This window comes from Pseudomonas fluorescens, assembly GCF_902497855.1.
Lineage (GTDB): Bacteria > Pseudomonadota > Gammaproteobacteria > Pseudomonadales > Pseudomonadaceae > Aquipseudomonas > Aquipseudomonas fluorescens_BI.
Genome location: NZ_CABVHU010000016.1, coordinates 98,542 through 120,303, shown reverse-complemented (window position 1 = coordinate 120,303; position 21,762 = coordinate 98,542). Strand labels below are relative to the sequence as shown.

Sequence of the window (21,762 nt, the reverse complement as noted above, 5' to 3'; positions counted from 1 at the left end):
AGATGGCACGCAGGAAGCCCGGACTATTAAGATGGCATTGAAATCCCCCGCGTTTCGTAAAAAATTTCCGTTGTTGGTGACCGGCAGTCTGCTGGCCCTGCAACCATTCGCCACGTCGTTCGTGGTCGCCGCGGAACAGTATGACTGCTCCGTCTCTGCTTCGGGTGCCTGGAATTGTGCACCAAAATCTCCAGCCGCTGCCTTGCCACCGCGCCCTGCCCATGAGGGCAGCTCTGTCAGCGCGGGCGATGAGACGCCGGCTGACGACAGTGTCAGCCAGGACACCGGTGCCAAGCCAGTACTGGTGACCGAAGCCAAGGGCCGCGGCCTGAAGTCGCGTAGCGAAGACTACAGTCACCTCGACTGGGTTCCGCGCGAGAAGCTCACCGCAGCGCAATTGGCTGAAACCGGTCCTTACTGCGCGGGTTCCTATGTCGAACCGATTCGTCCGGGCATGACCGACAAGACGGATAAAAGTGACGCGCCAACCTTTATCGGCGCCAAAGCCTCTCGCTATAAGCAGGAAGAGCAGGTCGCTACCCTGGCCGGTGACGTGGTCATGCGTCAGGGCAGCATGCAGGTCGAAGCCGACGAAGCGAATCTCTACCAGGCCGAGAGCCGTGGCGAACTGAGCGGTAACGTGCGGGTTCGCGATAACGGCGCACTGATCGTCGGCGACCACGCCGATGTACAGCTCGACACCGGTGAAGCCAAGGTCGACAACGCCGAATACGTGATGCACAAATCGCGCATTCGCGGCAGCGCGCTGTACGCCAGACGCGCCGAGAACGCGATCATCCGCCTCAAGGATGGTACGTACACCACCTGCGAACCGAACAGCAACGCCTGGCAGCTCAAGGGCAACAACATCACCCTGAACCCGGCCACCGGCTTCGGCACCGCGACCAACGTGACACTGCGGGTCAAGGACATTCCGGTCCTGTACACGCCGTATATCTATTTCCCGATCGATGACCGTCGCCAGTCGGGCTTCCTGCCGCCGACCATCGGCACCGGCACCGATACCGGCTTTTTGCTGGTCACCCCGTACTACTTCAACCTGGCACCGAACTACGATGCCACGCTGTACCCGCGCTACATGAGCAAGCGCGGCTTGTTGATGGAAGGCGAGTTCCGTTACCTGACCAAGTCCAGTGAAGGTCAGTTCGGCGCCGCGTACCTCAACGACGAGAATGACGATCGCAAGCTCCAGACCGACTACGAAAAAACCCGCTACATGTACAACTGGCAACACAAGGGTGGCCTCGACTCGCGCGTCTTAACGCAGGTCGACTACACCAAGATCAGCGATCCGTATTACTTCCAGGACCTGCAGACTGACCAGATCGGCGTGAAAAGCTCTGATTACGTGAACCAGCAAGGTTCCGTCAGCTATCGCGGCGACAGTTACACCGCTCGCGTCAACGCCCAGGCTTATCAGCTGGCGACCGTATCGGATATCACGCCCTATGATCGTTTGCCGCAGATCACCTTCGATGGTGCGCTGCCCTACCATCCGGGCGGCCTGGACTTCTCGTACAACACCGAACTCGTCAGGTTTGACCGGGATCTGAAAACCGGCAATTTCTCGGACGAAGACGGCAATTTAAGCCCACGCCTGGACACTAACGTCCAAGGCCTGGCACGTGCCACTGGCGACCGTCTCAACCTGGCGCCAGCCGTGAGCCTGCCACTGGACTGGACGTATGGTTTCGTGAAACCAACGCTCAAGTATCAGTACACGCAATACCAGCTGGACCTGGACGGTACAGGCAAGTCCCAGATTGCCGCGCAGAGCGCAGAACAAGATCGACTCAACGGTACCTTCGACAGCAACCAGAACCGTGGCGTGCCGATTGCCAGCATCGACAGCGGCCTGTACTTCGACCGCAACACTCAATGGTTCGGCAAAAACTACCGCCAGACCCTTGAGCCACGCCTGTTTTACCTCTACGTTCCGGAAACGGACCAGGAAGACATTCCAGTCTTCGACACCAGCGAGTACACCTTCAATTACGCGTCGCTGTTCCGCGACAACCGTTTCTCCGGCACCGACCGTATCGGTGACGAGAACAAACTGTCCCTGGGCATCACCAACCGCTGGATCGAAGAAAACGGCTTCGAGCGTCAACGCATCAGCGTCGGCCAGGCCGTCTACTTCAAGGATCGCAAGGTTCAGTTGCCAGGCATCGATGCCAGGACCCGCAAGGATTCACAGTCGGACGTGTCGCCTTACGCCCTGGAATACGAATACCGCTGGAACCGCGATTGGCGCACCACCGCCGATTACAACTGGGACCCCGACAGCCACAGCCCTCGCTCGGGCAGCGCAATGTTCCACTACCAGCCTGAAGACAACCCGAACAAGGTCATCAACGCCGGCTATCGCTATCGCAATGACCAGGTCCGGTACGATCAGACTACGGGTCAATGGTCGGTGGGCGGTGGTGACTACGGAACTCCGGGCACCCCGGGTTACGTGAAGGACTACTACAAGATCCAGCAGCACGACTTCTCGGTCATGTGGCCGGTCGTGCCGCAATGGAACCTGATCAGCCGCTGGCAGTATGACTACAACCGCAACCGTACCCTGGAAGCCTTCGGTGGTTTCGAGTACGACAACTGCTGCTGGAAATTGCGCTTGATCAACCGTTACTGGGTCGACTATGACGAAACCAGTCAAGACGCTCCGGAAAACGAAAAGGGCGACCATGGCGTCTTCCTCCAAATCGTTCTGAAGGGACTCGGCGGCCTCACCGGCTCTAAAGTAGAGAGCTTCCTCGACAAAGGCATCCAAGGTTATCGTGAACGTGAAGACCAAGCTTTCTGATTGTCTGCGCCCGCTAATGCTGGGCGCGCTGTTCCTGGGTACTGCGGCCAATGCCTCGGTACAGTCCATCGATAAAGTGGTGGCCATCGTCGACAACGACGTGGTCATGCAGAGCCAGCTGGACCAACGGGTCCATGAAGTTCAGCAAACCATCGCCAAGCGCGGTGCTGCGGTACCGCCGGCCAACGTGCTGGATCAGCAGGTGCTTGAGCGTCTGATCGTCGAGAACCTGCAACTGCAGATCGGCGAACGTTCCGGTATCCGCATTACCGATGAAGAACTGAACCAGGCTGTCGGCACCATTGCCCAGCGCAATAACATGTCCGTGGATCAGTTCCGCGCCGCCCTGACTCGCGATGGCCTGTCTTACGACGAAGCCCGTGATCAGATCCGCCGCGAAATGATCATCAGCCGTGTGCGTCAGCGTCGCGTGGCGGAGCGCATCCAGGTGTCCGAACAGGAGGTGAAGAACTTCCTCGCTTCCGATCTCGGCAAGATGCAGTTGTCCGAAGAGTTTCGCTTGGCCAACATCCTGATTCCTACGCCGGAAAGCGCCAACTCCGACGCGATTCAGAATGCCGCCAAACAAGCAGACGCGGTTTACCAGCAGCTCAAGCAAGGCGCTGACTTCGGTCAGTTGGCAATCGCCAAATCCGCCAGCGAAACCGCTCTGGAAGGCGGCGACATGGGCTGGCGTAAAGCCGCTCAACTGCCACCTCCGTTCGATCGCCTGCTCAGCACCATGGCGGTCGGCGACATTACCCAGCCAATGCGCACCCCGGGCGGCTTCATCATCCTGAAGATCCTCGACAAGCGTGGCGGTGAGACCCAGGTACGTGATGAAGTGCACGTACGTCACATCCTGGTCAAACCTAGCCCGATCCGCGACGAAGAAAAAACCAGAGCCCTGGCTCAATCGCTCTACACCCGGATCGAAGCGGGCGAAGATTTCGGCGAACTGGCGAAAAGCTTCTCGGAAGACCCGGGTTCCGCTCTCAACGGCGGCGACCTGAACTGGATCGACCCGAATGCACTGGTTCCCGAGTTCCGCGAAGTGATGGCCAAGACCCCGCAAGGTCAGCTGTCCAAGCCATTCCAGACCCAATATGGCTGGCACATCCTGGAAGTCCTGGGCCGCCGCGCCACCGACAGCACCAGCCAGGCCCGTGAACAGCAAGCGATGACCGTTTTGCGTAACCGCAAATATGACGAAGAGTTGCAAACCTGGCTGCGTCAGATCCGTGACGAAGCGTACGTAGAGATCAAACTCCCTGGTGCAGACCAGGCAACGCAGTGAAACCCAAACGTTTCGCGCTGACACCCGGCGAACCGGCCGGCATAGGTCCTGACCTGTGCCTGCTGCTCGCGGCGCACGCCCAGCCTCATCCCCTGATTGCCATCACCAGCCGCGATCTGCTCCTTGAGCGGGCCGCGCAGCTGGGCGTGGTGGTCGATCTGCTGCCGGTTGCGCCGGACAGTTGGCCGGACGTACCTGCGCCGGCCAATAGCCTGTACGTCTGGGATACCCCGCTCAACGCCAGGGTCACTGCCGGGCAACTGGACAAGGCCAATGCGGCGTTCGTCCTGGAAACCCTCACCCGCGCCGGCCAGGGCTGCCTGGATGGGCACTTTGCCGGCATGATCACCGCCCCTGTACACAAGGGCGTGATCAACGAATCCGGCATCGCATTTTCCGGGCACACGGAGTTTCTCGCCGACCTGACCCATACCGCGCAAGTGGTGATGATGCTCGCCACTCGCGGATTGCGGGTAGCGCTGGTCACCACTCACCTGCCCCTGCGCGAGATTGCCGACGCAATCACGCCGGAGCGCCTGGAGCGGGTCACGCGAATCCTGCATGCCGATCTGCAAGAAAAATTCGGCATCGCCCGGCCACGCATCCTGGTCTGCGGGCTCAACCCCCATGCCGGTGAAGGCGGACACCTGGGCCATGAAGAAATCGACATCATCGAACCTACATTAGAGCGCCTGCGCGGCGAGGGCATGGACCTTCGTGGCCCCCTGCCCGCCGACACTCTGTTTACCCCCAAATATCTGGAGCACTGCGATGCGGTGCTGGCGATGTACCACGACCAGGGCCTGCCCGTGCTGAAATACAAAGGTTTCGGCGCGGCAGTCAACGTGACCCTCGGCCTGCCGATCATCCGCACCTCGGTCGACCACGGCACCGCCCTGGATCTGGCCGGCAGCGGCAAGATTGACACCGGCAGCCTGCAAGTCGCCCTGGAAACCGCCTACCAGATGGCCGAGACCCGTTTATGACCGAGCATTACCAACACCGGGCGCGCAAGCGTTTCGGCCAGAACTTCCTGCATGATGCTGGCGTTATCGACCGCATCCTGCGCTCCATCCACGCCAAACCCGAAGACCGCCTGCTGGAAATCGGCCCGGGCCAGGGTGCGCTGACTCAAGGCCTGCTCAGCAGTGGTGCCCAGCTCGACGTGGTGGAACTGGACAAGGATCTGATCCCGATCCTTAACCAGCAATTTGCCGGCAAGAGCAACTTCAACCTGCACCAGGGCGACGCACTGAAGTTCGACTTCAACAGCCTTGGCGCCGTACCGAACAGCCTGCGAGTCGTCGGCAACCTGCCGTACAACATCTCTACGCCGCTGATTTTTCACCTGCTGCATAACGCCAGCCTGATCCGCGACATGCACTTCATGCTGCAAAAGGAAGTGGTCGAGCGCATGGCCGCAGGTCCTGGTGGCGGTGATTGGGGTCGGCTGTCGATCATGGTTCAGTACCACTGCCGGGTCGAGCATCTGTTCAACGTGGGCCCGGGGGCATTCAACCCGCCACCGAAAGTCGACTCGGCCATCGTGCGCCTGGTGCCCCACGCGGTGCTGCCGCACCCGGCCAAGGATCACAAGCTGCTGGAACGCGTCGTGCGTGAAGCCTTCAATCAACGACGCAAGACCCTGCGCAACACCCTCAAGCTGCTGCTGAGCAATGCCGAGATCGAAGCCGCCGGCGTCGATGGCAGCCTGCGCCCCGAGCAGCTCGACCTGGCCGCCTTCGTGCGCCTGGCCGACAAGCTGAGCGAACAAGTCCTAGCCACTCCCAGCGCCGACTGACAAGCGATAAGCATTATCGGGTAGGACACCAGCCTTCATGTCTGGTTTACTATCCGATACTTGGCCTAGACTGAGTTCCATCAGCTACGCCCCGCGTCCCGCTTCGTTTTTAAGGCCTCTTGCATGTCCGATCCTCGTTATCAGGTCGACGTCAGCGTCGTCACTCGCTATCTGGCAGAACAATCGCAACCCGAGCACAACCGTTTTGCCTTCGCCTACACCATTACCGTGCAGAACAATGGCGAGTTACCGGCCAAGCTGCTGTCGCGCCACTGGGTGATCACCGATGGCGACGGACATGTCGAAGAGGTTCGCGGAGCAGGCGTGGTTGGCCAGCAGCCGTTGATCCAAGCGGGCGAAAGCCATACCTACAGTAGCGGCACCGTCATGACCTCCAAGGTCGGTACGATGCAAGGCACTTATGAGATGGTCGCCGCAGACGGCAAACACTTCGACGCCATCATCGCTCCATTCCGCCTGGCGGTGCCCGGAGCCCTGCACTGATGGCGACGTATGCCGTCGGCGATCTGCAAGGCTGCCTTGCAGCCCTGCAATGCCTGCTCAAGCAGGTTGGCTTCGACCCAACGAAGGATCGCCTGTGGCTGGTGGGCGACCTGGTCAACCGCGGCCCTCAATCGCTCGAGACGCTGCGTTTTCTCTATGGCATCCGCGAATCGCTTGTGTGCGTGCTCGGCAACCACGACCTGCACCTGCTGGCCGCCGGGCAGAACATCGAGCGCCTGAAGAAAGCCGACACCCTGCGCGAGATCATCGAAGCACCTGATTGCGCCGAGCTGCTGGACTGGCTGCGCCAGCAAAAAATCATGCATTACGACGAACAACGAAATGTCGCGCTGGTGCACGCCGGCGTCCCGCCGCAATGGTCACTGCGCAAGGCCCTGAAGTGCGCGGCCGAGGTCGAGACCGCCCTGCGCGACGACAACCTGTTTCCAGCCTACCTCGATGGCATGTACGGCAACGATCCGGCGAAATGGGACAACGACCTCAAGGGCATAGCCCGCCTGCGAGTGATCACCAACTATTTCACCCGGATGCGCTTTTGCACCGCCGAGGGCAAGCTTGACCTCAAGAGCAAGGAAGGTCTCGATACTGCGCCGGCAGGGCACAAACCCTGGTTCCAGCACAAGGAACGCAAGACCAAGGGCCTGAGGATCATTTTCGGCCACTGGGCAGCGCTCGAAGGCCAATGCAGCGAGCCGGGGATCTCGGCCCTCGACACCGGCTGTGTCTGGGGCGGAGCCTTGACCCTGATGAATGTCGACAGTGGCGAACGCATTGCCTGCAAATGCGACGCGCAGGGTCATGCCGCCGTGCCGCCAGTCGCCCCACGAATTTCCGAACCATCGTCAGCCAGCGCCCCGCGCTAGACTGCGCTTTCAGCCGAGCCACAGGAGCCCGCCATGAGCGAATTCAAACGTATCCCCCCGGAGCAGGCCCAAGCCCTGCGCGAACAAGGCGCAGTGGTGGTCGACGTTCGCGACCCGGCGACCTTTGCCGCCCTGCACATCAGCGGCTCGAAGCACTTGGACAACCATTCGCTGCATGCCTTCATTCAAGGCGCCGACCTGGACGCACCGACCGTTGTGGTCTGCTATCACGGTAATTCCAGCCAGGGCGCCGCCGCCTACCTGATCAGCCAGGGCTTTTCCGACGTCTACAGCATGGATGGCGGATTCGAATTGTGGCGTACGGTTTATCCTGCGGAAACAGCGCAAGGCACCGGCGAATAATTTTTTTGTAATGCGCAAGGCCCCGGCCCCCGCGGCTTAGCGCGGTGGCAGACGAACGGTCTGCCACAACTAATTACGTATCTCGCCTTTACCTCCCGAATAAGCAACTATCCTTAAGCGCAGGCCATCCAAAACAGGGGAGAGCCGGTACACCGGCGCGCGGGTCATCGGGAGTAGCTTTCGGGGCACTAAGCCTTGAGAGGGTTCTGGGGGGTAAACAGCAACTGCATATCCGGTTGCTGCCAGCATCGACTGACTGATCCGGCGTCGGCTCCACGTATCGAGCGAGGTGACGTCATGAGTATCTTTAGCCACTTCCAACAACGCTTCGAGTCCACACGCCAGGAAGAACTCTCGCTGCAAGAGTATCTTGAACTGTGCAAACAGGACCGCAGTGCCTACGTTTCCGCAGCCGAGCGTCTGTTGCTGGCCATCGGTGAACCGGAACTGCTCGACACCTCGACCAACTCGAGACTGTCGCGAATCTTTTCCAACAAGGTGATCCGCCGCTATCCGGCCTTTGAAGACTTCCACGGGATGGAAGAATGCATCGACCAGATCGTGTCGTATTTCCGCCATGCCGCCCAGGGCCTGGAAGAAAAGAAACAGATCCTCTACCTGCTCGGTCCCGTCGGCGGTGGTAAATCGTCCCTGGCCGAGAAGCTGAAACAGCTGATCGAGAAAGTGCCCTTCTACGCGATCAAGGGCTCGCCGGTATTCGAATCGCCCCTGGGTCTGTTCAACGCCACTGAAGATGGCGCGATCCTCGAGGAAGACTTCGGCATTCCGCGGCGCTACCTCAACACCATCATGTCGCCATGGGCCACCAAGCGCCTGGCCGAATTCGGCGGGGACATCAGCCAGTTCCGCGTGGTGAAACTCTATCCGTCGATCCTGAACCAGATCGCGGTGGCCAAAACCGAACCGGGCGACGAGAACAACCAGGACATTTCTGCGCTGGTAGGCAAGGTCGATATCCGCAAGCTGGAAGAATTCCCGCAGAACGATGCCGACGCCTACAGCTACTCGGGCGCATTGTGCCGGGCCAACCAGGGCCTGATGGAATTCGTCGAAATGTTCAAGGCGCCAATCAAGGTGCTGCACCCATTGCTGACCGCCACCCAGGAAGGCAACTACAACAGTACCGAAGGTCTCGGCGCGATTCCGTTCACCGGTATCCTGCTGGCCCACTCCAACGAATCGGAATGGCATACCTTCCGCAACAACAAGAACAACGAAGCCTTCATCGACCGGATCTACATCGTCAAAGTGCCGTATTGCCTGCGGGTCAGCGACGAAGTGAAGATCTACGACAAGCTCCTGTTCAACAGTTCGTTGGCCAAGGCTCACTGCGCGCCCGACACCCTGAAGATGCTCGCCCAGTTCACCGTGCTCTCGCGCCTCAAGGAGCCGGAAAACTCCAACATCTACTCCAAGATGCGGGTGTATGACGGCGAGAACCTCAAGGACACCGATCCAAAGGCTAAATCGATTCAGGAATACCGCGACAACGCCGGCGTCGACGAAGGCATGAACGGGCTGTCGACCCGCTTCGCCTTCAAGATCCTGTCGAAGGTGTTCAACTTCGATCCGCACGAAATTGCCGCCAACCCGGTACACCTGCTCTACGTACTGGAACAACAGATCGAACAGGAACAGTTCCAGGCCGAAACCCGCGAACGCTACCTGCGCTTCCTCAAGGAGTATCTGGCACCGCGCTACATCGAATTCATCGGCAAGGAGATCCAGACAGCCTATCTCGAGTCTTACAGCGAGTACGGCCAGAACATCTTCGATCGCTACGTGCTGTACGCCGACTTCTGGATCCAGGACCAGGAATACCGCGACCCGGAAACCGGCGAAATCCTCAACCGCGTCGCGCTGAACGAAGAACTGGAAAAAATCGAAAAACCGGCCGGCATCAGCAATCCGAAGGATTTCCGCAACGAAATCGTCAACTTCGTACTGCGCGCCCGGGCCAACAACAATGGCAAGAATCCGACCTGGCTCAGCTACGAAAAACTGCGGGTGGTCATCGAGAAGAAAATGTTCTCCAATACCGAGGACCTCCTGCCAGTCATCAGTTTCAACGCCAAGGCCAGTAAAGAGGATCAGCAGAAGCACAACGACTTCGTCACACGGATGGTCGAGCGGGGCTACACCGACAAACAGGTGCGACTGCTGTCCGAGTGGTACCTGCGGGTCAGAAAATCACAATAACCCGCTGCCGGTCAGACCGGTTGTCGTCAGCCAGAGACCTGTGAGCGCTTTTTCTGTTACACAGGCCTCTGGAAGGTGTTCGAAAGTCGGTAGCGAGTTCAGGCAGCATCCAAAGCGCTTGGGGGAGCGTTCAACATCCCTCGGCTCTCGGTTCGATGCTGTATCACCGCTCGCCCCTTTCAGGACAGCTTCTAAGGAGCAGTCATGAGCTATGTGATCGACCGACGTCTCAATGGCAAGAACAAGAGCACGGTGAACCGCCAGCGGTTTCTGCGGCGCTACCGTGATCACATCAAGAAGGCTGTCGAAGAGGCGGTCAGCCGGCGCTCCATTACCGATATGGAACACGGCGAACAAATCAGCATCCCCGGTCGCGACATCGACGAGCCGGTGCTTCATCACGGCCGCGGTGGCAAGCAAACGGTCGTGCACCCGGGCAACAAGGAATTCACCAGCGGCGAGCATATTGCCCGACCACCGGGAGGTGGCGGCGGCAGAGGCCCCGGCAAGGCCGGCAATTCGGGCGAAGGGATGGACGAGTTCGTCTTCCAGATCACCCAGGAGGAATTCCTCGAATTCATGTTCGAGGACCTCGAGCTGCCGAACCTGGTCAAACGCAACCTGACCGGCACCGATACCTTCAAGACCGTGCGCGCCGGGATCAGCAACGAAGGCAACCCGTCGCGGATCAACATCATCCGCACCCTGCGTTCCGCCCACGCCCGGCGAATCGCCCTGTCCGGCAGCAGCCGGGCAAAACTGCGTGAAGCCAAGGAAGAACTTCTGCGACTCAAGCAGGAAGAACCGGACAATTTCGGCGATATCCAGGAAATCGAAGCAGAAATCGAAAAACTCAGCGCGCGTATTCACCGCATACCGTTTCTCGACACATTCGACCTCAAGTACAACCTGCTCATCAAGCAACCCAACCCCAGTTCCAAGGCCGTGATGTTCTGCCTGATGGACGTGTCCGGCTCGATGACCCAGGCCACCAAGGACATCGCCAAACGCTTTTTTATCCTGCTGTACCTGTTTCTCAAGCGCAACTACGACAAGATCGACGTTGTGTTCATCCGACACCACACCAGCGCCCGCGAAGTGGATGAAGAGGAGTTTTTCTACTCCCGGGAAACCGGCGGCACCATCGTCTCCAGCGCCTTGAAACTGATGCAGGAGATCATGGCCGAGCGCTATCCGAGCAACGAGTGGAACATCTATGCCGCCCAGGCCTCCGACGGTGACAACTGGAACGACGATTCTCCGATCTGCCGCGACATCCTGATCAACCAGATCATGCCGTTCGTGCAGTACTACACTTACGTTGAGATCACCCCACGCGAACACCAGGCCCTGTGGTTCGAATATGAACGCATCGCCGAAGCCTTTTCTGACACTTTTGCCCAGCAACAACTGGTCTCGGCCGGGGATATCTATCCGGTCTTCCGTGAACTCTTCCAGCGCAGGTTAGTGACATGACCGCCAAAGAGCAGAAGCGCCAACCCATTTCCACCGGTTCGGAATGGACGTTCGAGCTGATCCAGGCCTACGACAAGGAAATCAGTCGCCTGGCGGCTCGTTATGCCCTGGATACGTATCCCAACCAGATCGAAGTGATCACCGCCGAGCAGATGATGGACGCCTACGCCTCCGTCGGCATGCCGCTGGGCTATCACCATTGGTCCTACGGCAAACACTTCCTCAGCACTGAGAAATCCTACAGCCGTGGCCAGATGGGGCTGGCTTACGAGATTGTGATCAACTCGGACCCATGCATCGCCTATCTGATGGAAGAAAACACCATCTGCATGCAGGCACTGGTCGTCGCCCATGCCTGCTATGGGCATAACAGCTTCTTCAAGGGCAATTACCTCTTCCGCACCTGGACCGATGCCAGCTCGATCATCGACTACCTGGTGTTCGCCAAGCAATACATCATGCAGTGCGAAGAGCGCCACGGCATCGACGCAGTGGAGGACTTGCTCGATTCCTGCCATGCGCTGATGAACTACGGCGTTGACCGCTACAAACGCCCCTATCCGATTTCGGCCGAGGAAGAACGTCGCCGACAAAAGGATCGGGAAGAACATCTGCAGAAGCAGATCAACGACCTGTGGCGGACCATTCCCAAAGGCGCGGACAAATACAGCGACAAGGACAATGCACGCTTCCCCGCCGAACCTCAGGAAAACATCCTCTATTTCATCGAAAAACACGCACCGCTGCTCGAGCCCTGGCAACGGGAAATCGTGCGGATCGTGCGCAAGATCGCCCAGTATTTCTATCCACAACGCCAGACTCAGGTGATGAACGAGGGGTGGGCCACGTTCTGGCATTACACCCTGATGAACGACCTGTACGACGAAGGCCTGGTGACCGACGGCTTCATGATGGAATTTCTAACGTCCCACACTAGCGTGGTCTATCAGCCCGGTTTCGATAGCCCCTATTACAACGGCATCAACCCCTACACCCTGGGCTTTGCCATGTACCGCGACATCCGGCGCATGTGTGAAAACCCTACCGAGGAGGATTACCGCTGGTTCCCGGAAATTGCCGGCACCGACTGGCTGTCGAGCATCAAGTTCGCCATGAGCAGCTTCAAGGACGAGAGCTTCATCCTGCAGTACCTGTCACCCAAAGTGATCCGCGACCTGAAGCTGTTCAGCATTCTCGATGACGACCAGAAAGAAGACCTGCTGGTCCCGGCGATTCACGACGAAGGAGGTTACCGCATCATCCGGGAAACCCTGGCGGCGCAGTACAACCTGGGCAATCGCGAACCCAACGTGCAGATCTACAGCATCGACCGGCGAGGCGACCGCTCCCTGACCTTGCGCCACCAGCAACACGACCGAAAACCGCTGGGCGAGTCCACGGAGGAAGTCCTCAAGCACCTGCATCGCCTCTGGGGCTTCGACATTCACCTGGAAACCTTGCAAGGCGACCAAGTGATGAAAACCCACCATGTTCCGCCCAGAGGCGAGCACAGCGAGGGAGAATACGGCCGGCTGGATCTGGCGGTCATCCATCTTTGATCCTGTTTCTGCCTCCGGAAGTTCGACGCAAAGGTTATTCTGTCGAGCTAACGGAGGTTTTTTATGCAGATTTATAAAGTCGGTGGCGCCGTTCGCGATCGCCTGCTGGGCAAACCTGTCACCGATATCGATTGGGTCGTGGTGGGCGCGACCACCGAAGAAATGCTCGCCAAGGGCTTTCGCCCGGTGGGCGCGGACTTTCCGGTGTTTCTTCACCCAAAAAGCGGTGAGGAATACGCCCTCGCCCGGACCGAACGCAAAAGCGGGCGCGGTTACGGCGGCTTCACCTTTCACGCCAGCCCTGAAGTCACCCTCGAAGAAGACTTGATCCGTCGCGATTTGACGATCAATGCCATGGCTGAAGACGAGCAACAGCACCTGACGGATCCCTACCATGGCCGGCGCGATCTCGAGGCCCGCCTGCTTCGACACGTTTCCCCCGCGTTTGCCGAAGATCCCCTCAGGGTTCTACGTGTTGCCCGCTTTGCGGCGCGTTACGCCGATTTGGGTTTCACCGTTGCGCCCGAAACACTGGAATTGATGCGCCAACTCAGCGAGTCGGGCGAGTTGCAGGCCTTGACCGCGGAGCGGAGCTGGAAGGAAATTTCTCGCGCACTGCTGGAAGATCGGCCACAGGTGTTCATTGAGGTGCTGCGCGAGTGTGGCGCGCTCAAGGTGCTGATGCCGGAAGTCGATGCACTGTTCGGCGTACCGCAACCGCCAGCCCATCATCCGGAAATCGACACTGGCGTGCATACCCTGAGCGTGCTCGAGCAAGCTGCGCAGTACAAACAACCGCTGACGGTGCGCTGGGCCTGCCTGCTGCACGACCTGGGAAAAGGATTGACGCCCGAGGAAGAATGGCCCCGCCACATTGCCCATGAGCACAAGGGGTTAAAGCTGATCAAGGCGGTCAATCAACGCTTCAAGGCGCCGAGGGACTGCCAGGAACTGGCGATGCTGGTGGGCGAATATCATACTCATGGCCATCGCGCCCTCGAACTGAAGGCGTCGACCTTGCTGGAGCTGCTGCAGAGTTTCGACATCTACCGTCGACCGCAACGGTTCGAGGAATTTATCGCGGCGTGCGAAATGGACGCCCGTGGTCGCAAAGGGCTGGAGCAACGAAGTTATCCACAGGCGGATTATTTACGCGGGGCGGCGAATGCAGCCCGCAGCGTGGCGGTTCAGCCGTTGCTGGAGAAGGGATTCAAAGGGCCGGAGCTGGGCGAGGCGATCAAGCGTGAACGCCTCAAGGCACTGAAGGCTTACAAAGAGATGGCGTCTGTCTGAAAGCTATCGCGGGCAAGCCCGCTCCCACAGGTTTACGCCAACCCTGTGGGAGCGAGCCGGCTCCGGACGCAGATCCGACGAAGACGTCAGTCCGATCACAACAAATTCGAAGGCGTCAGCTGCTGACCACGCCACTCAAACGCCACCGGCGCCAACACCTGATCAATCCGCGCCTCACCCCACAACGTCGCAAAACTTTTGCCGACGCCCGGATGCACGCGATCCGGCGCTATCAACGACAACGGCCACAATACGAAGGCATTCTTCAGGATTTCCGCCCGCGGCAACATCAAACCATCGAAATTGCCCACCAGATCACCAAACAGCAGCACGTCGATGTCCAGCGGCAAACCCTTGCGGTCCGGCGCGTAACGGCCGTTGTCCGCCTCGATGAATTTCAATCGACGGTCCAGCTCCATCAGCGGCAGATCGGTGTAGGCCGAGACCACGAAGTTGAAAAACGGCCCGCTTTTGATCCCCACCGGCTGGCTTTCGAATACCGCCGAGCAGCGTATATCCACCAGAAAACCTGCCAAGGCCTCCAGGCCAGCCTGCAAATGGGATTCACGCTCGATATTGCTGCCGAGCCCGAGATACACCTGAGTCAGCGACATCCGCGCTCGATCTCCACGCCCACACCACCCGTGGCAGCCGGGACCGCACCTGGCTTGGTCAGCTTCAGGCGCATCCAGGTGATGTTGAACTCACCCATCAGGACCTCAACCAGGCGTTCGGCAAACGTCTCGACCAACTGGTACTGCGCCTGCTCGGCAAACGCCTGGATGCGCGAGGAAACGCTCGCGTAATCGAGCGCCAGGGTCAGGTCGTCACCGGCAGCGGCCGGGCGATTATCCCAGGCGAAGCTCAGATCAAGACGCAAGCACTGTCGGATGCCTCGCTCCCAGTCGTAGGCACCAATCACGGTGTCGACTTCCAGGCCCTCGATAAACACTCTGTCCAAGCACTCTTCTCCGCTGCACGACAAGGGCGCAATGCGCCGTTAGAATCAGGGCGTCCTCGCCCGGAATAGTTAGCATGTTTTGGTTACTGGCGACCCTCGCCTACCTGCTCGGCTCTCTGTCCTTTGCCATTTTGCTCAGCCGCCTGACCGGTACCCCCGACCCGCGAATGAGTGGCTCGGGCAATGCCGGTGCCACCAACATGCTGCGCCTGGCCGGCAAAAAGCTCGCCACCCTGACCCTGCTCGGCGACCTCTGCAAGGGCCTGCTGCCGGTGCTGATTGCAGGCGCTGCGGGGCTTTTGCTGCAGGAACAGGCCTGGATCGGCATCTGTGCCGTCATCGGCCACCTGTTCCCATTGTACTTCCGCTTTCGCGGTGGCAAGGGTGTCGCCACCGCTGCCGGAATGTTACTGGGCCTCTATCCGCCTGCAGCACTGCTGGCCGTCTGCGCCTGGCTGCTGACGTTCTACCTGACCCGCACCAGCTCGCTTGCCGCATTGATCGCCACGCCGCTGACCCTGCCATTGCTGGCCTGGCAAGAACCAGCAGCACTGCTGCCCATGAGCGCGCTCACAGGGCTGATCGTCTGGCGTCATCGCGGCAATCTACGCGACCTGCTTGCCGGGCGCGAACGGCATTTTTAATACCGCACGTGAACACCGCTCATCACAGCGCCGTCAATTGCTCCATCGGCCAGCGCGCCTGAACACTGATCGCCAGGCTTTCATGCTGGCCAGCCTGCAAGCGCTGGCAACCGGCAAAGGCAATCATCGCGCCATTATCCGTACAGAACTCCGGACGGGCATAGAACACATCGCCGCGCATGTCCCCGAGCATTTTCTCCAGAGAAGTGCGCAATGCCTTGTTGGCGCTGACGCCCCCAGCGATCACCAGGCGCTTCATACCTGCATGTTTCAGGGCACGCTTGCACTTGATGGTCAAAGTCTCCACCACGGCCTGCTGGAACGCCAGCGAGATGTCGCAACGGGCTTGCTCGCTGTCGTCCCCGGCGCTGACGCATTGCTGCCAAGTGTTCAGGGCGAAGGTTTTCAAGCCGCTGAAGCTGAACGCCAGGCCGGGACGGTCACACATCGGACGCGGAAAAGTGAATCGTCCTGCCACCCCTTGCTCCGCCAGACGCGCGATTTCCGGGCCACCCGGATAATTGAGACCCATCATCTTCGCGGTCTTGTCGAATGCTTCACCGGCAGCATCGTCGAGGGTCTCGCCCAAGAGCGTGTATTGACCGATACCGTCGACCTGAACCAGCTGCGTATGACCGCCCGACACCAACAAAGCGACGAACGGAAATTGCGGCGGTTGCGCCTCCAGCATCGGCGCCAGCAAATGGCCTTCCATGTGGTGCACGCCGAGAGCCGGAATGCCCCAGGCAAAGGCCAGCGCCTGGGCGCAGGAAGCGCCCACCAAAAGCGCACCGACCAGCCCGGGACCCGCGGTATAGGCGATTGCGTCGATTTCGGTCGGCACGCAGTCGGCTTCAGCCAACACCTGACGAATCAAGGGCAGCATGCGCTTGACGTGGTCACGCGAAGCCAGCTCCGGCACCACACCGCCATAGGCACGGTGCAGGTCGATCTGGCTGAACAGCGCGTCGGCCAGCAGGCCGCGTTCACTGTCGTAAAGTGCGACACCGGTTTCGTCGCAGGAGGTTTCTAATCCCAGTACTAGCATGGGTTTGCGCCTTGTTTAGGCTGAATTCGAAGGCGCGCATAATAGTCGCCACGGGATGCCCCGACCAGCGGTTTTCGATCAGAGGCTTTGCATTCCGAGCGATGAGGGGTTAACATCCGCAACCCTTAAAAACCGACGTCTTCAAGTGCTCTTTTGCCACGAGGATGTTGACCCCGGTAATGAATGAAGGTAGCTCTGGATGCCAGCCGTCAAAGTAAAAGAGAACGAACCCTTCGACGTAGCTCTGCGTCGTTTCAAGCGCTCCTGCGAAAAAGCCGGTGTACTGGCTGAAGTTCGTAGCCGCGAATTCTACGAGAAGCCTACTTCTGAGCGTAAGCGTAAAGCAGCAGCCGCTGTTAAGCGTCACGCCAAGAAAGTTCAGCGCGAACAGCGCCGCGCCGTTCGTCTGTACTAATACACAGACGTTCGTAGCAAGCTTCTGCCAAGCCCGGCCCTCAGCCGGGCTAATGGCATTTGCGGAATACGCTTGATGCTTCACCGTCAAAGCCGCAGACGCGACCGAGACAAACCTGCTTCACAGCGTCAGACCTGGCTCTTTTGCCAGCGGTGCACGTCTTTTCTGACGAGCCTTCCAAGGCTACTGACGAGCACACCCACTGATTCCTCTCACGACGATCAGCCCAAGGTACCTTCTTGCGTGCCCGCTTATGAGCGATCCGAGGCCATCGACTGGCCGCAGCGGATTTCAGCGCAATATTTTCAAATAGTCGAATACTGATTGGCACTAACGTCAGTGGATTTTCGGCAGATACACTTCCCGACAACGATTACGCAGACGACACTGGTCGAGCCGTATATTTTGCGCGCCTTCAACAATGACCCGCATTCGGCTGCCCTTTGTTTCGGGCCCATTTCAGCGCAGATGACGAGAACGCCATGGCCGGGCTAATTCCCCAGAGCTTCATTGACGACCTTCTGAACCGCACCGACATCGTCGATGTGGTCAGCTCGCGCCTGCAAATGAAAAAGGCCGGCAAGAACTACACCGCCTGCTGCCCCTTTCACAAAGAAAAAACCCCGTCATTCAGCGTCAGCCCCGACAAACAGTTCTATTACTGCTTCGGCTGCGGCGCTGGCGGCAATGCCCTCGGCTTCATGATGGACCACGACAACCTGGATTTCGTCCAGGCTGTCGAAGAACTGGCCAAAGCCGCCGGCATGGAGATCCCCCGCGAAGAAAGCGGCCGCCCGCACAAACCGCGACAGCCGACCGATTCGCCACTGTACCCGCTGCTCACGGCTGCCGCCGACTTTTACCGTCAGGCTCTCAAAAACCATCCATCGCGCAAAGCCGCTGTGGATTACTTGAAGGGACGCGGGCTAACGGGCGAAATCGCCCGGGACTTCGGCCTCGGCTTCGCCCCGCCCGGCTGGGACAACCTGTTCAAGCATTTGAGCAGCGACACCCTGCAACAAAAAGCCATGGTCGATGCCGGCCTGCTGATCGAAAACGCCGAAACCGGCAAACGCTATGACCGCTTTCGCGATCGCGTGATGTTTCCGATCCGCGACAGCCGCGGGCGCATCATTGCTTTCGGCGGCCGGGTATTGGGCGACGACAAGCCGAAATACCTGAACTCGCCGGAAACCCCGGTATTCCATAAAGGCCAGGAACTCTACGGCCTCTATGAAGCACGCAAGCACAACCGCAACCTCGACGAAATCATCGTCGTCGAAGGCTATATGGACGTTATTGCCCTGGCCCAGCAAGGCCTGCGCAATGCCGTAGCCACCTTGGGCACCGCCACCAGCGAAGAGCATTTGAAGCGCCTGTTTCGCGTCGTGCCCAACGTGCTGTTCTGCTTCGACGGCGACCAGGCGGGCCGTAACGCCGCGTGGCGGGCGCTGGAGGCCACCCTTCCCTGCCTGCAAGACGGGCGCCGGGCGCGCTTCCTGTTCCTGCCTGAGGGCGAGGACCCGGACACTTTGGTCCGCTCCGAAGGCACCGACGCTTTCCGCGCGCGCATCAACCAGCATGCCCAGCCATTGGCGGACTATTTTTTCCAGCAGCTGACAGAAGAATCGGACCCGCGCTCGCTCGAAGGCAAGGCCCACATGGCCACCCTCGCCGCGCCGCTGATCGACAAGGTCCCGGGCGCCAACCTGCGCATCCTCATGCGTCAACGACTGAGCGAAATCACCGGCCTTAGCGGTCAAGCGGTAAGCCAGCTGGTGCAAAGCGCCCCCCAGGAAGCGCCACCGGCGTACGACCCGGGCATCGATTACGACGCCACGCCGGATTACAGCGACTACCATCAGCCGCAGGCACAAGAAATGTATGTGCCGCAGCAGGAATGGACGCCGAAGAAACCCGGCGCCGGCGGAAAAAAATGGGACAAAAAACCCTGGGACAAGAACGGCAAGCGCGGCGGTGATCGCGATCAACCGCGTGCTCCACGGGTGCCGGCCGCCGTAGAACCGCCAACCCTGGCTGCGCTGCGAACGCTGCTGCATCACCCGCAACTGGCCAAAAAAGTCGAAGATGCCGGACACTTTGCCGCCGAAGATCACACCAATACACAATTGCTGGTGGCACTGCTCGAAGCCGTACAGAAGAATCCCAAGCTAAACTCATTTCAGTTGATCGCGCGTTGGCACGGTACCGAGCAAGGACGTTTGCTCAAGGCGCTGGCAGAAAAGGAATGGCTGATTGACGGAGATAACCTTGAACAACAGTTTTTCGACACCATTAATAGCTTGTCAGCCCGCCAACGCGAGCGAAACCTGGAACAACTGCTCAGGAAAGCACGTCAAAGTGAACTGACCAGCGACGAGAAAAATCAACTGCGCGACCTTTTAAGTCGCAATGTTTCCGCATCAAGCCCGACCTCAACTGGCGCGTGAGGTCATAGCTCAGGTATAATCCTCGGCTTGTTTTTTGCCCGCCAAGACCTTCAGTGGATAGGGTGTTATGTCCGGAAAAGCGCAACAGCAGTCTCGTATCAAAGAGTTGATCACACTTGGTCGTGAGCAGGGCTACCTGACTTACGCGGAGGTCAACGACCACCTGCCGGAGGATATTTCAGATCCGGAACAGGTGGAAGACATCATCCGCATGATCAATGACATGGGGATCAACGTATTCGAGGTTGCGCCAGATAAGGATTCCCTTATGCTGGCCGACGCCGATACCGACGAAGCCGCGGCCGAAGAGGCAGCAGCAGCGTTGGCAGCGGTCGAGACCGACATTGGTCGCACCACCGACCCAGTGCGCATGTACATGCGTGAAATGGGTACGGTAGAGCTCCTCACACGTGAAGGCGAAATTGAAATCGCCAAGCGTATTGAAGAGGGCATCCGCGAAGTGATGGGCGCAATCGCGCACTTCCCTGGCACGGTTGACCATATTCTCTCCGAATACACTCGCGTCACCACCGAAGGTGGCCGCCTGTCCGACGTCCTGAGCGGTTATATCGACCCGGACGACGGCATTGCGCCGCCTGCAGCCGAAGTGCCACCGCCTGTCGACCCGAAAGCCGTGAAAGCGGACGACGACACCGACGACGATGATGCCGACGCCACCGATGACGAAGAAGAAGCCGAAAGCGGTCCGGATCCGGTCATCGCCGCACAGCGCTTTGGCGCTGTCGCCGATCAGATGGAAATCACCCGCAAGGCGCTGAAAAAGCACGGTCGTGGCAACAAGCTGGCAATTGCCGAGCTGATTGCCCTGGCTGAGCTGTTCATGCCGATCAAACTGGTGCCGAAGCAATTCGAAGGCCTGGTCGAGCGTGTTCGCAGTGCCCTGGATCGTCTGCGTCAGCAAGAGCGCGCGATCATGCAACTGTGCGTGCGTGATGCCCGCATGCCGCGTGCAGACTTCCTGCGCCAGTTCCCGGGCAATGAAGTCGACGAAAGCTGGTCCGATGCATTGGCCAAAGGCAAAAGCAAATACGCTGAAGCCATTGGTCGCCTGCAACCGGACATCATTCGTTGCCAGCAGAAGCTGACCGCGCTGCAAACCGAAACCGGTTTGACGATCGCCGAGATCAAGGACATCAACCGTCGCATGTCGATCGGTGAGGCCAAGGCCCGCCGCGCGAAGAAAGAGATGGTTGAAGCCAACTTGCGTCTGGTGATCTCCATCGCCAAGAAGTACACCAACCGTGGCCTGCAATTCCTCGATCTGATCCAGGAAGGCAACATTGGCTTGATGAAAGCGGTAGACAAGTTCGAATACCGCCGCGGCTACAAATTCTCGACTTATGCCACCTGGTGGATCCGTCAGGCGATCACTCGCTCGATCGCCGACCAGGCCCGCACTATCCGTATTCCGGTGCACATGATCGAGACGATCAACAAGCTCAACCGCATTTCCCGGCAGATGTTGCAGGAAATGGGTCGCGAACCGACCCCGGAAGAGCTGGGCGAACGCATGGAAATGCCTGAGGACAAAATCCGCAAGGTATTGAAGATCGCTAAAGAGCCGATCTCCATGGAAACCCCGATCGGTGATGACGAAGACTCCCATTTGGGTGACTTCATCGAAGACTCGACCATGCAGTCGCCAATCGATGTCGCCACCGTTGAGAGCCTTAAAGAAGCGACTCGCGAAGTACTGTCCGGCCTCACTGCCCGTGAAGCCAAGGTACTGCGCATGCGCTTCGGTATCGACATGAATACCGACCACACCCTCGAGGAGGTTGGTAAGCAGTTCGACGTGACCCGTGAACGGATTCGTCAGATCGAAGCCAAGGCGCTGCGCAAGCTGCGCCACCCGACGAGAAGCGAGCATCTGCGCTCCTTCCTCGACGAGTGATCAAAAAACCCCCGGCCCAGGCCGGGGGTTTTGCTTTTTGCAGATAAAATTCCCCACGCTTCACTCCCGCCTGATTGCCCGTCTACACTCGACACATTCCCC

18 protein-coding genes are annotated in these 21,762 nt (G+C 59.1%); 15 read left to right on the top strand and 3 right to left on the bottom strand.

Annotated elements, in window-relative coordinates; genetic code table 11:
• Window positions 1-31 precede the first annotated feature (31 nt).
• The 11 genes from F8N96_RS27140 to F8N96_RS27090 all read left to right on the top strand — a co-directional run bounded on the left by F8N96_RS27140 (window position 32) and on the right by F8N96_RS27090 (window position 14,227).
• Window positions 32-2,830, top strand: a complete 2,799-nt coding sequence (locus tag F8N96_RS27140) for an LPS-assembly protein LptD (RefSeq protein ID WP_150800409.1) — start codon at window positions 32-34, stop codon at window positions 2,828-2,830.
• Window positions 2,811-4,127: a peptidylprolyl isomerase SurA gene (gene surA, locus F8N96_RS27135; RefSeq protein WP_150800408.1), complete on the top strand. Its 1,317-nt coding sequence runs from the start codon at window positions 2,811-2,813 to the stop codon at window positions 4,125-4,127. Before F8N96_RS27140 ends, surA begins: the two co-directional genes overlap by 20 nt.
• Window positions 4,124-5,113, top strand: a complete 990-nt coding sequence (gene pdxA, locus F8N96_RS27130; RefSeq protein WP_064680096.1) for a 4-hydroxythreonine-4-phosphate dehydrogenase PdxA — start codon at window positions 4,124-4,126, stop codon at window positions 5,111-5,113. Before surA ends, pdxA begins: the two co-directional genes overlap by 4 nt.
• Window positions 5,110-5,928, top strand: coding sequence for a 16S rRNA (adenine(1518)-N(6)/adenine(1519)-N(6))-dimethyltransferase RsmA (gene rsmA, locus F8N96_RS27125; protein WP_150800407.1), 819 nt, complete (start codon window positions 5,110-5,112; stop codon window positions 5,926-5,928). The genes pdxA and rsmA overlap by 4 nt, the downstream gene beginning before the upstream one ends.
• A 123-nt stretch (window positions 5,929-6,051) precedes the next feature.
• The gene (gene apaG / locus F8N96_RS27120; protein WP_150800406.1) at window positions 6,052-6,432 is read left to right on the top strand and encodes a Co2+/Mg2+ efflux protein ApaG; all 381 of its coding nucleotides are present in this window, start codon (window positions 6,052-6,054) and stop codon (window positions 6,430-6,432) included.
• Window positions 6,432-7,316 carry a symmetrical bis(5'-nucleosyl)-tetraphosphatase gene (locus tag F8N96_RS27115; RefSeq protein ID WP_150800405.1) on the top strand — a complete coding sequence of 295 codons (885 nt, stop codon included), beginning with the start codon at window positions 6,432-6,434 and terminating at the stop codon, window positions 7,314-7,316. Before apaG ends, F8N96_RS27115 begins: the two co-directional genes overlap by 1 nt.
• Before the next feature lie 33 nt (window positions 7,317-7,349).
• The gene (glpE, locus tag F8N96_RS27110; protein WP_150800404.1) at window positions 7,350-7,679 is read left to right on the top strand and encodes a thiosulfate sulfurtransferase GlpE; all 330 of its coding nucleotides are present in this window, start codon (window positions 7,350-7,352) and stop codon (window positions 7,677-7,679) included.
• Window positions 7,680-7,976: 297 nt separating this feature from the next.
• Window positions 7,977-9,899 (top strand): PrkA family serine protein kinase, encoded by a 1,923-nt coding sequence (locus F8N96_RS27105; RefSeq protein ID WP_045059965.1) that lies wholly within the window; start codon window positions 7,977-7,979, stop codon window positions 9,897-9,899.
• Between the two features lie 204 nt (window positions 9,900-10,103).
• Entirely contained in the window at window positions 10,104-11,375 is a 1,272-nt protein-coding gene (locus F8N96_RS27100) for a YeaH/YhbH family protein (protein WP_057713068.1), read from the top strand.
• Entirely contained in the window at window positions 11,372-12,934 is a 1,563-nt protein-coding gene (locus tag F8N96_RS27095; RefSeq protein WP_150767988.1) for a SpoVR family protein, read from the top strand. Before F8N96_RS27100 ends, F8N96_RS27095 begins: the two co-directional genes overlap by 4 nt.
• 63 nt (window positions 12,935-12,997) lie before the next feature.
• A complete protein-coding gene (locus F8N96_RS27090; protein ID WP_150800403.1) occupies window positions 12,998-14,227 on the top strand; it encodes a multifunctional CCA addition/repair protein in 1,230 nt (409 codons plus the stop codon).
• Between the two features lie 95 nt (window positions 14,228-14,322).
• Here the strand turns inward: F8N96_RS27090 and folK are convergent, their stop codons facing one another.
• Together folK and folB are read right to left on the bottom strand one after the other, a co-directional pair.
• A complete protein-coding gene (folK, locus tag F8N96_RS27085) occupies window positions 14,323-14,841 on the bottom strand; it encodes a 2-amino-4-hydroxy-6-hydroxymethyldihydropteridine diphosphokinase (protein WP_150800402.1) in 519 nt (172 codons plus the stop codon).
• Complete coding sequence (gene folB / locus F8N96_RS27080) at window positions 14,832-15,188, bottom strand: dihydroneopterin aldolase (protein ID WP_150800401.1); 357 nt, start codon at window positions 15,186-15,188, stop codon at window positions 14,832-14,834. Before folB ends, folK begins: the two co-directional genes overlap by 10 nt.
• Before the next feature lie 74 nt (window positions 15,189-15,262).
• On the opposite strand from folB, the gene plsY reads away from it, so the two are divergent.
• Window positions 15,263-15,832, top strand: a complete 570-nt coding sequence (gene plsY / locus F8N96_RS27075; RefSeq protein ID WP_150800400.1) for a glycerol-3-phosphate 1-O-acyltransferase PlsY — start codon at window positions 15,263-15,265, stop codon at window positions 15,830-15,832.
• A 22-nt stretch (window positions 15,833-15,854) separates the two neighbouring features.
• Here plsY and tsaD read toward each other — a convergent pair whose 3' ends face one another.
• On the bottom strand, window positions 15,855-16,880 hold the full coding sequence (gene tsaD, locus F8N96_RS27070) for a tRNA (adenosine(37)-N6)-threonylcarbamoyltransferase complex transferase subunit TsaD (RefSeq protein ID WP_150800399.1): 1,026 nt from the start codon (window positions 16,878-16,880) through the stop codon (window positions 15,855-15,857).
• Window positions 16,881-17,079: 199 nt separating this feature from the next.
• Here tsaD and rpsU point away from each other — a divergent pair, with 199 nt between their 5' ends.
• The 3 genes from rpsU to rpoD all read left to right on the top strand — a co-directional run bounded on the left by rpsU (window position 17,080) and on the right by rpoD (window position 21,660).
• Window positions 17,080-17,295 (top strand): 30S ribosomal protein S21, encoded by a 216-nt coding sequence (gene rpsU / locus F8N96_RS27065; protein ID WP_002551877.1) that lies wholly within the window; start codon window positions 17,080-17,082, stop codon window positions 17,293-17,295.
• A 482-nt stretch (window positions 17,296-17,777) separates the two neighbouring features.
• On the top strand, window positions 17,778-19,745 hold the full coding sequence (dnaG, locus tag F8N96_RS27060; protein WP_150800398.1) for a DNA primase: 1,968 nt from the start codon (window positions 17,778-17,780) through the stop codon (window positions 19,743-19,745).
• A 67-nt stretch (window positions 19,746-19,812) separates the two neighbouring features.
• Window positions 19,813-21,660, top strand: coding sequence for an RNA polymerase sigma factor RpoD (gene rpoD / locus F8N96_RS27055; protein WP_150800397.1), 1,848 nt, complete (start codon window positions 19,813-19,815; stop codon window positions 21,658-21,660).
• The last annotated feature ends 102 nt before the right edge of the window (window positions 21,661-21,762 follow it).

What these genes read in the sequence shown, in the direction of transcription:
- plsY (WP_150800400.1), top strand. Translation starts at nt 15,263, where the DNA reads ATGTTTTGGTTACTGGCGACCCTCGCCTACCTGCTCGGCTCTCTGTCC.
- F8N96_RS27095 (WP_150767988.1), top strand. Translation starts at nt 11,372, where the DNA reads ATGACCGCCAAAGAGCAGAAGCGCCAACCCATTTCCACCGGTTCGGAA.
- rpoD (WP_150800397.1), top strand. Translation starts at nt 19,813, where the DNA reads ATGTCCGGAAAAGCGCAACAGCAGTCTCGTATCAAAGAGTTGATCACA.
- glpE (WP_150800404.1), top strand. Translation starts at nt 7,350, where the DNA reads ATGAGCGAATTCAAACGTATCCCCCCGGAGCAGGCCCAAGCCCTGCGC.
- F8N96_RS27140 (WP_150800409.1), top strand. Translation starts at nt 32, where the DNA reads ATGGCATTGAAATCCCCCGCGTTTCGTAAAAAATTTCCGTTGTTGGTG.
- F8N96_RS27100 (WP_057713068.1), top strand. Translation starts at nt 10,104, where the DNA reads ATGAGCTATGTGATCGACCGACGTCTCAATGGCAAGAACAAGAGCACG.
- tsaD (WP_150800399.1), bottom strand. Translation starts at nt 16,880, where the DNA reads ATGCTAGTACTGGGATTAGAAACCTCCTGCGACGAAACCGGTGTCGCA.
- rsmA (WP_150800407.1), top strand. Translation starts at nt 5,110, where the DNA reads ATGACCGAGCATTACCAACACCGGGCGCGCAAGCGTTTCGGCCAGAAC.
- apaG (WP_150800406.1), top strand. Translation starts at nt 6,052, where the DNA reads ATGTCCGATCCTCGTTATCAGGTCGACGTCAGCGTCGTCACTCGCTAT.
- rpsU (WP_002551877.1), top strand. Translation starts at nt 17,080, where the DNA reads ATGCCAGCCGTCAAAGTAAAAGAGAACGAACCCTTCGACGTAGCTCTG.
- dnaG (WP_150800398.1), top strand. Translation starts at nt 17,778, where the DNA reads ATGGCCGGGCTAATTCCCCAGAGCTTCATTGACGACCTTCTGAACCGC.
- F8N96_RS27090 (WP_150800403.1), top strand. Translation starts at nt 12,998, where the DNA reads ATGCAGATTTATAAAGTCGGTGGCGCCGTTCGCGATCGCCTGCTGGGC.
- folK (WP_150800402.1), bottom strand. Translation starts at nt 14,841, where the DNA reads ATGTCGCTGACTCAGGTGTATCTCGGGCTCGGCAGCAATATCGAGCGT.
- F8N96_RS27115 (WP_150800405.1), top strand. Translation starts at nt 6,432, where the DNA reads ATGGCGACGTATGCCGTCGGCGATCTGCAAGGCTGCCTTGCAGCCCTG.
- F8N96_RS27105 (WP_045059965.1), top strand. Translation starts at nt 7,977, where the DNA reads ATGAGTATCTTTAGCCACTTCCAACAACGCTTCGAGTCCACACGCCAG.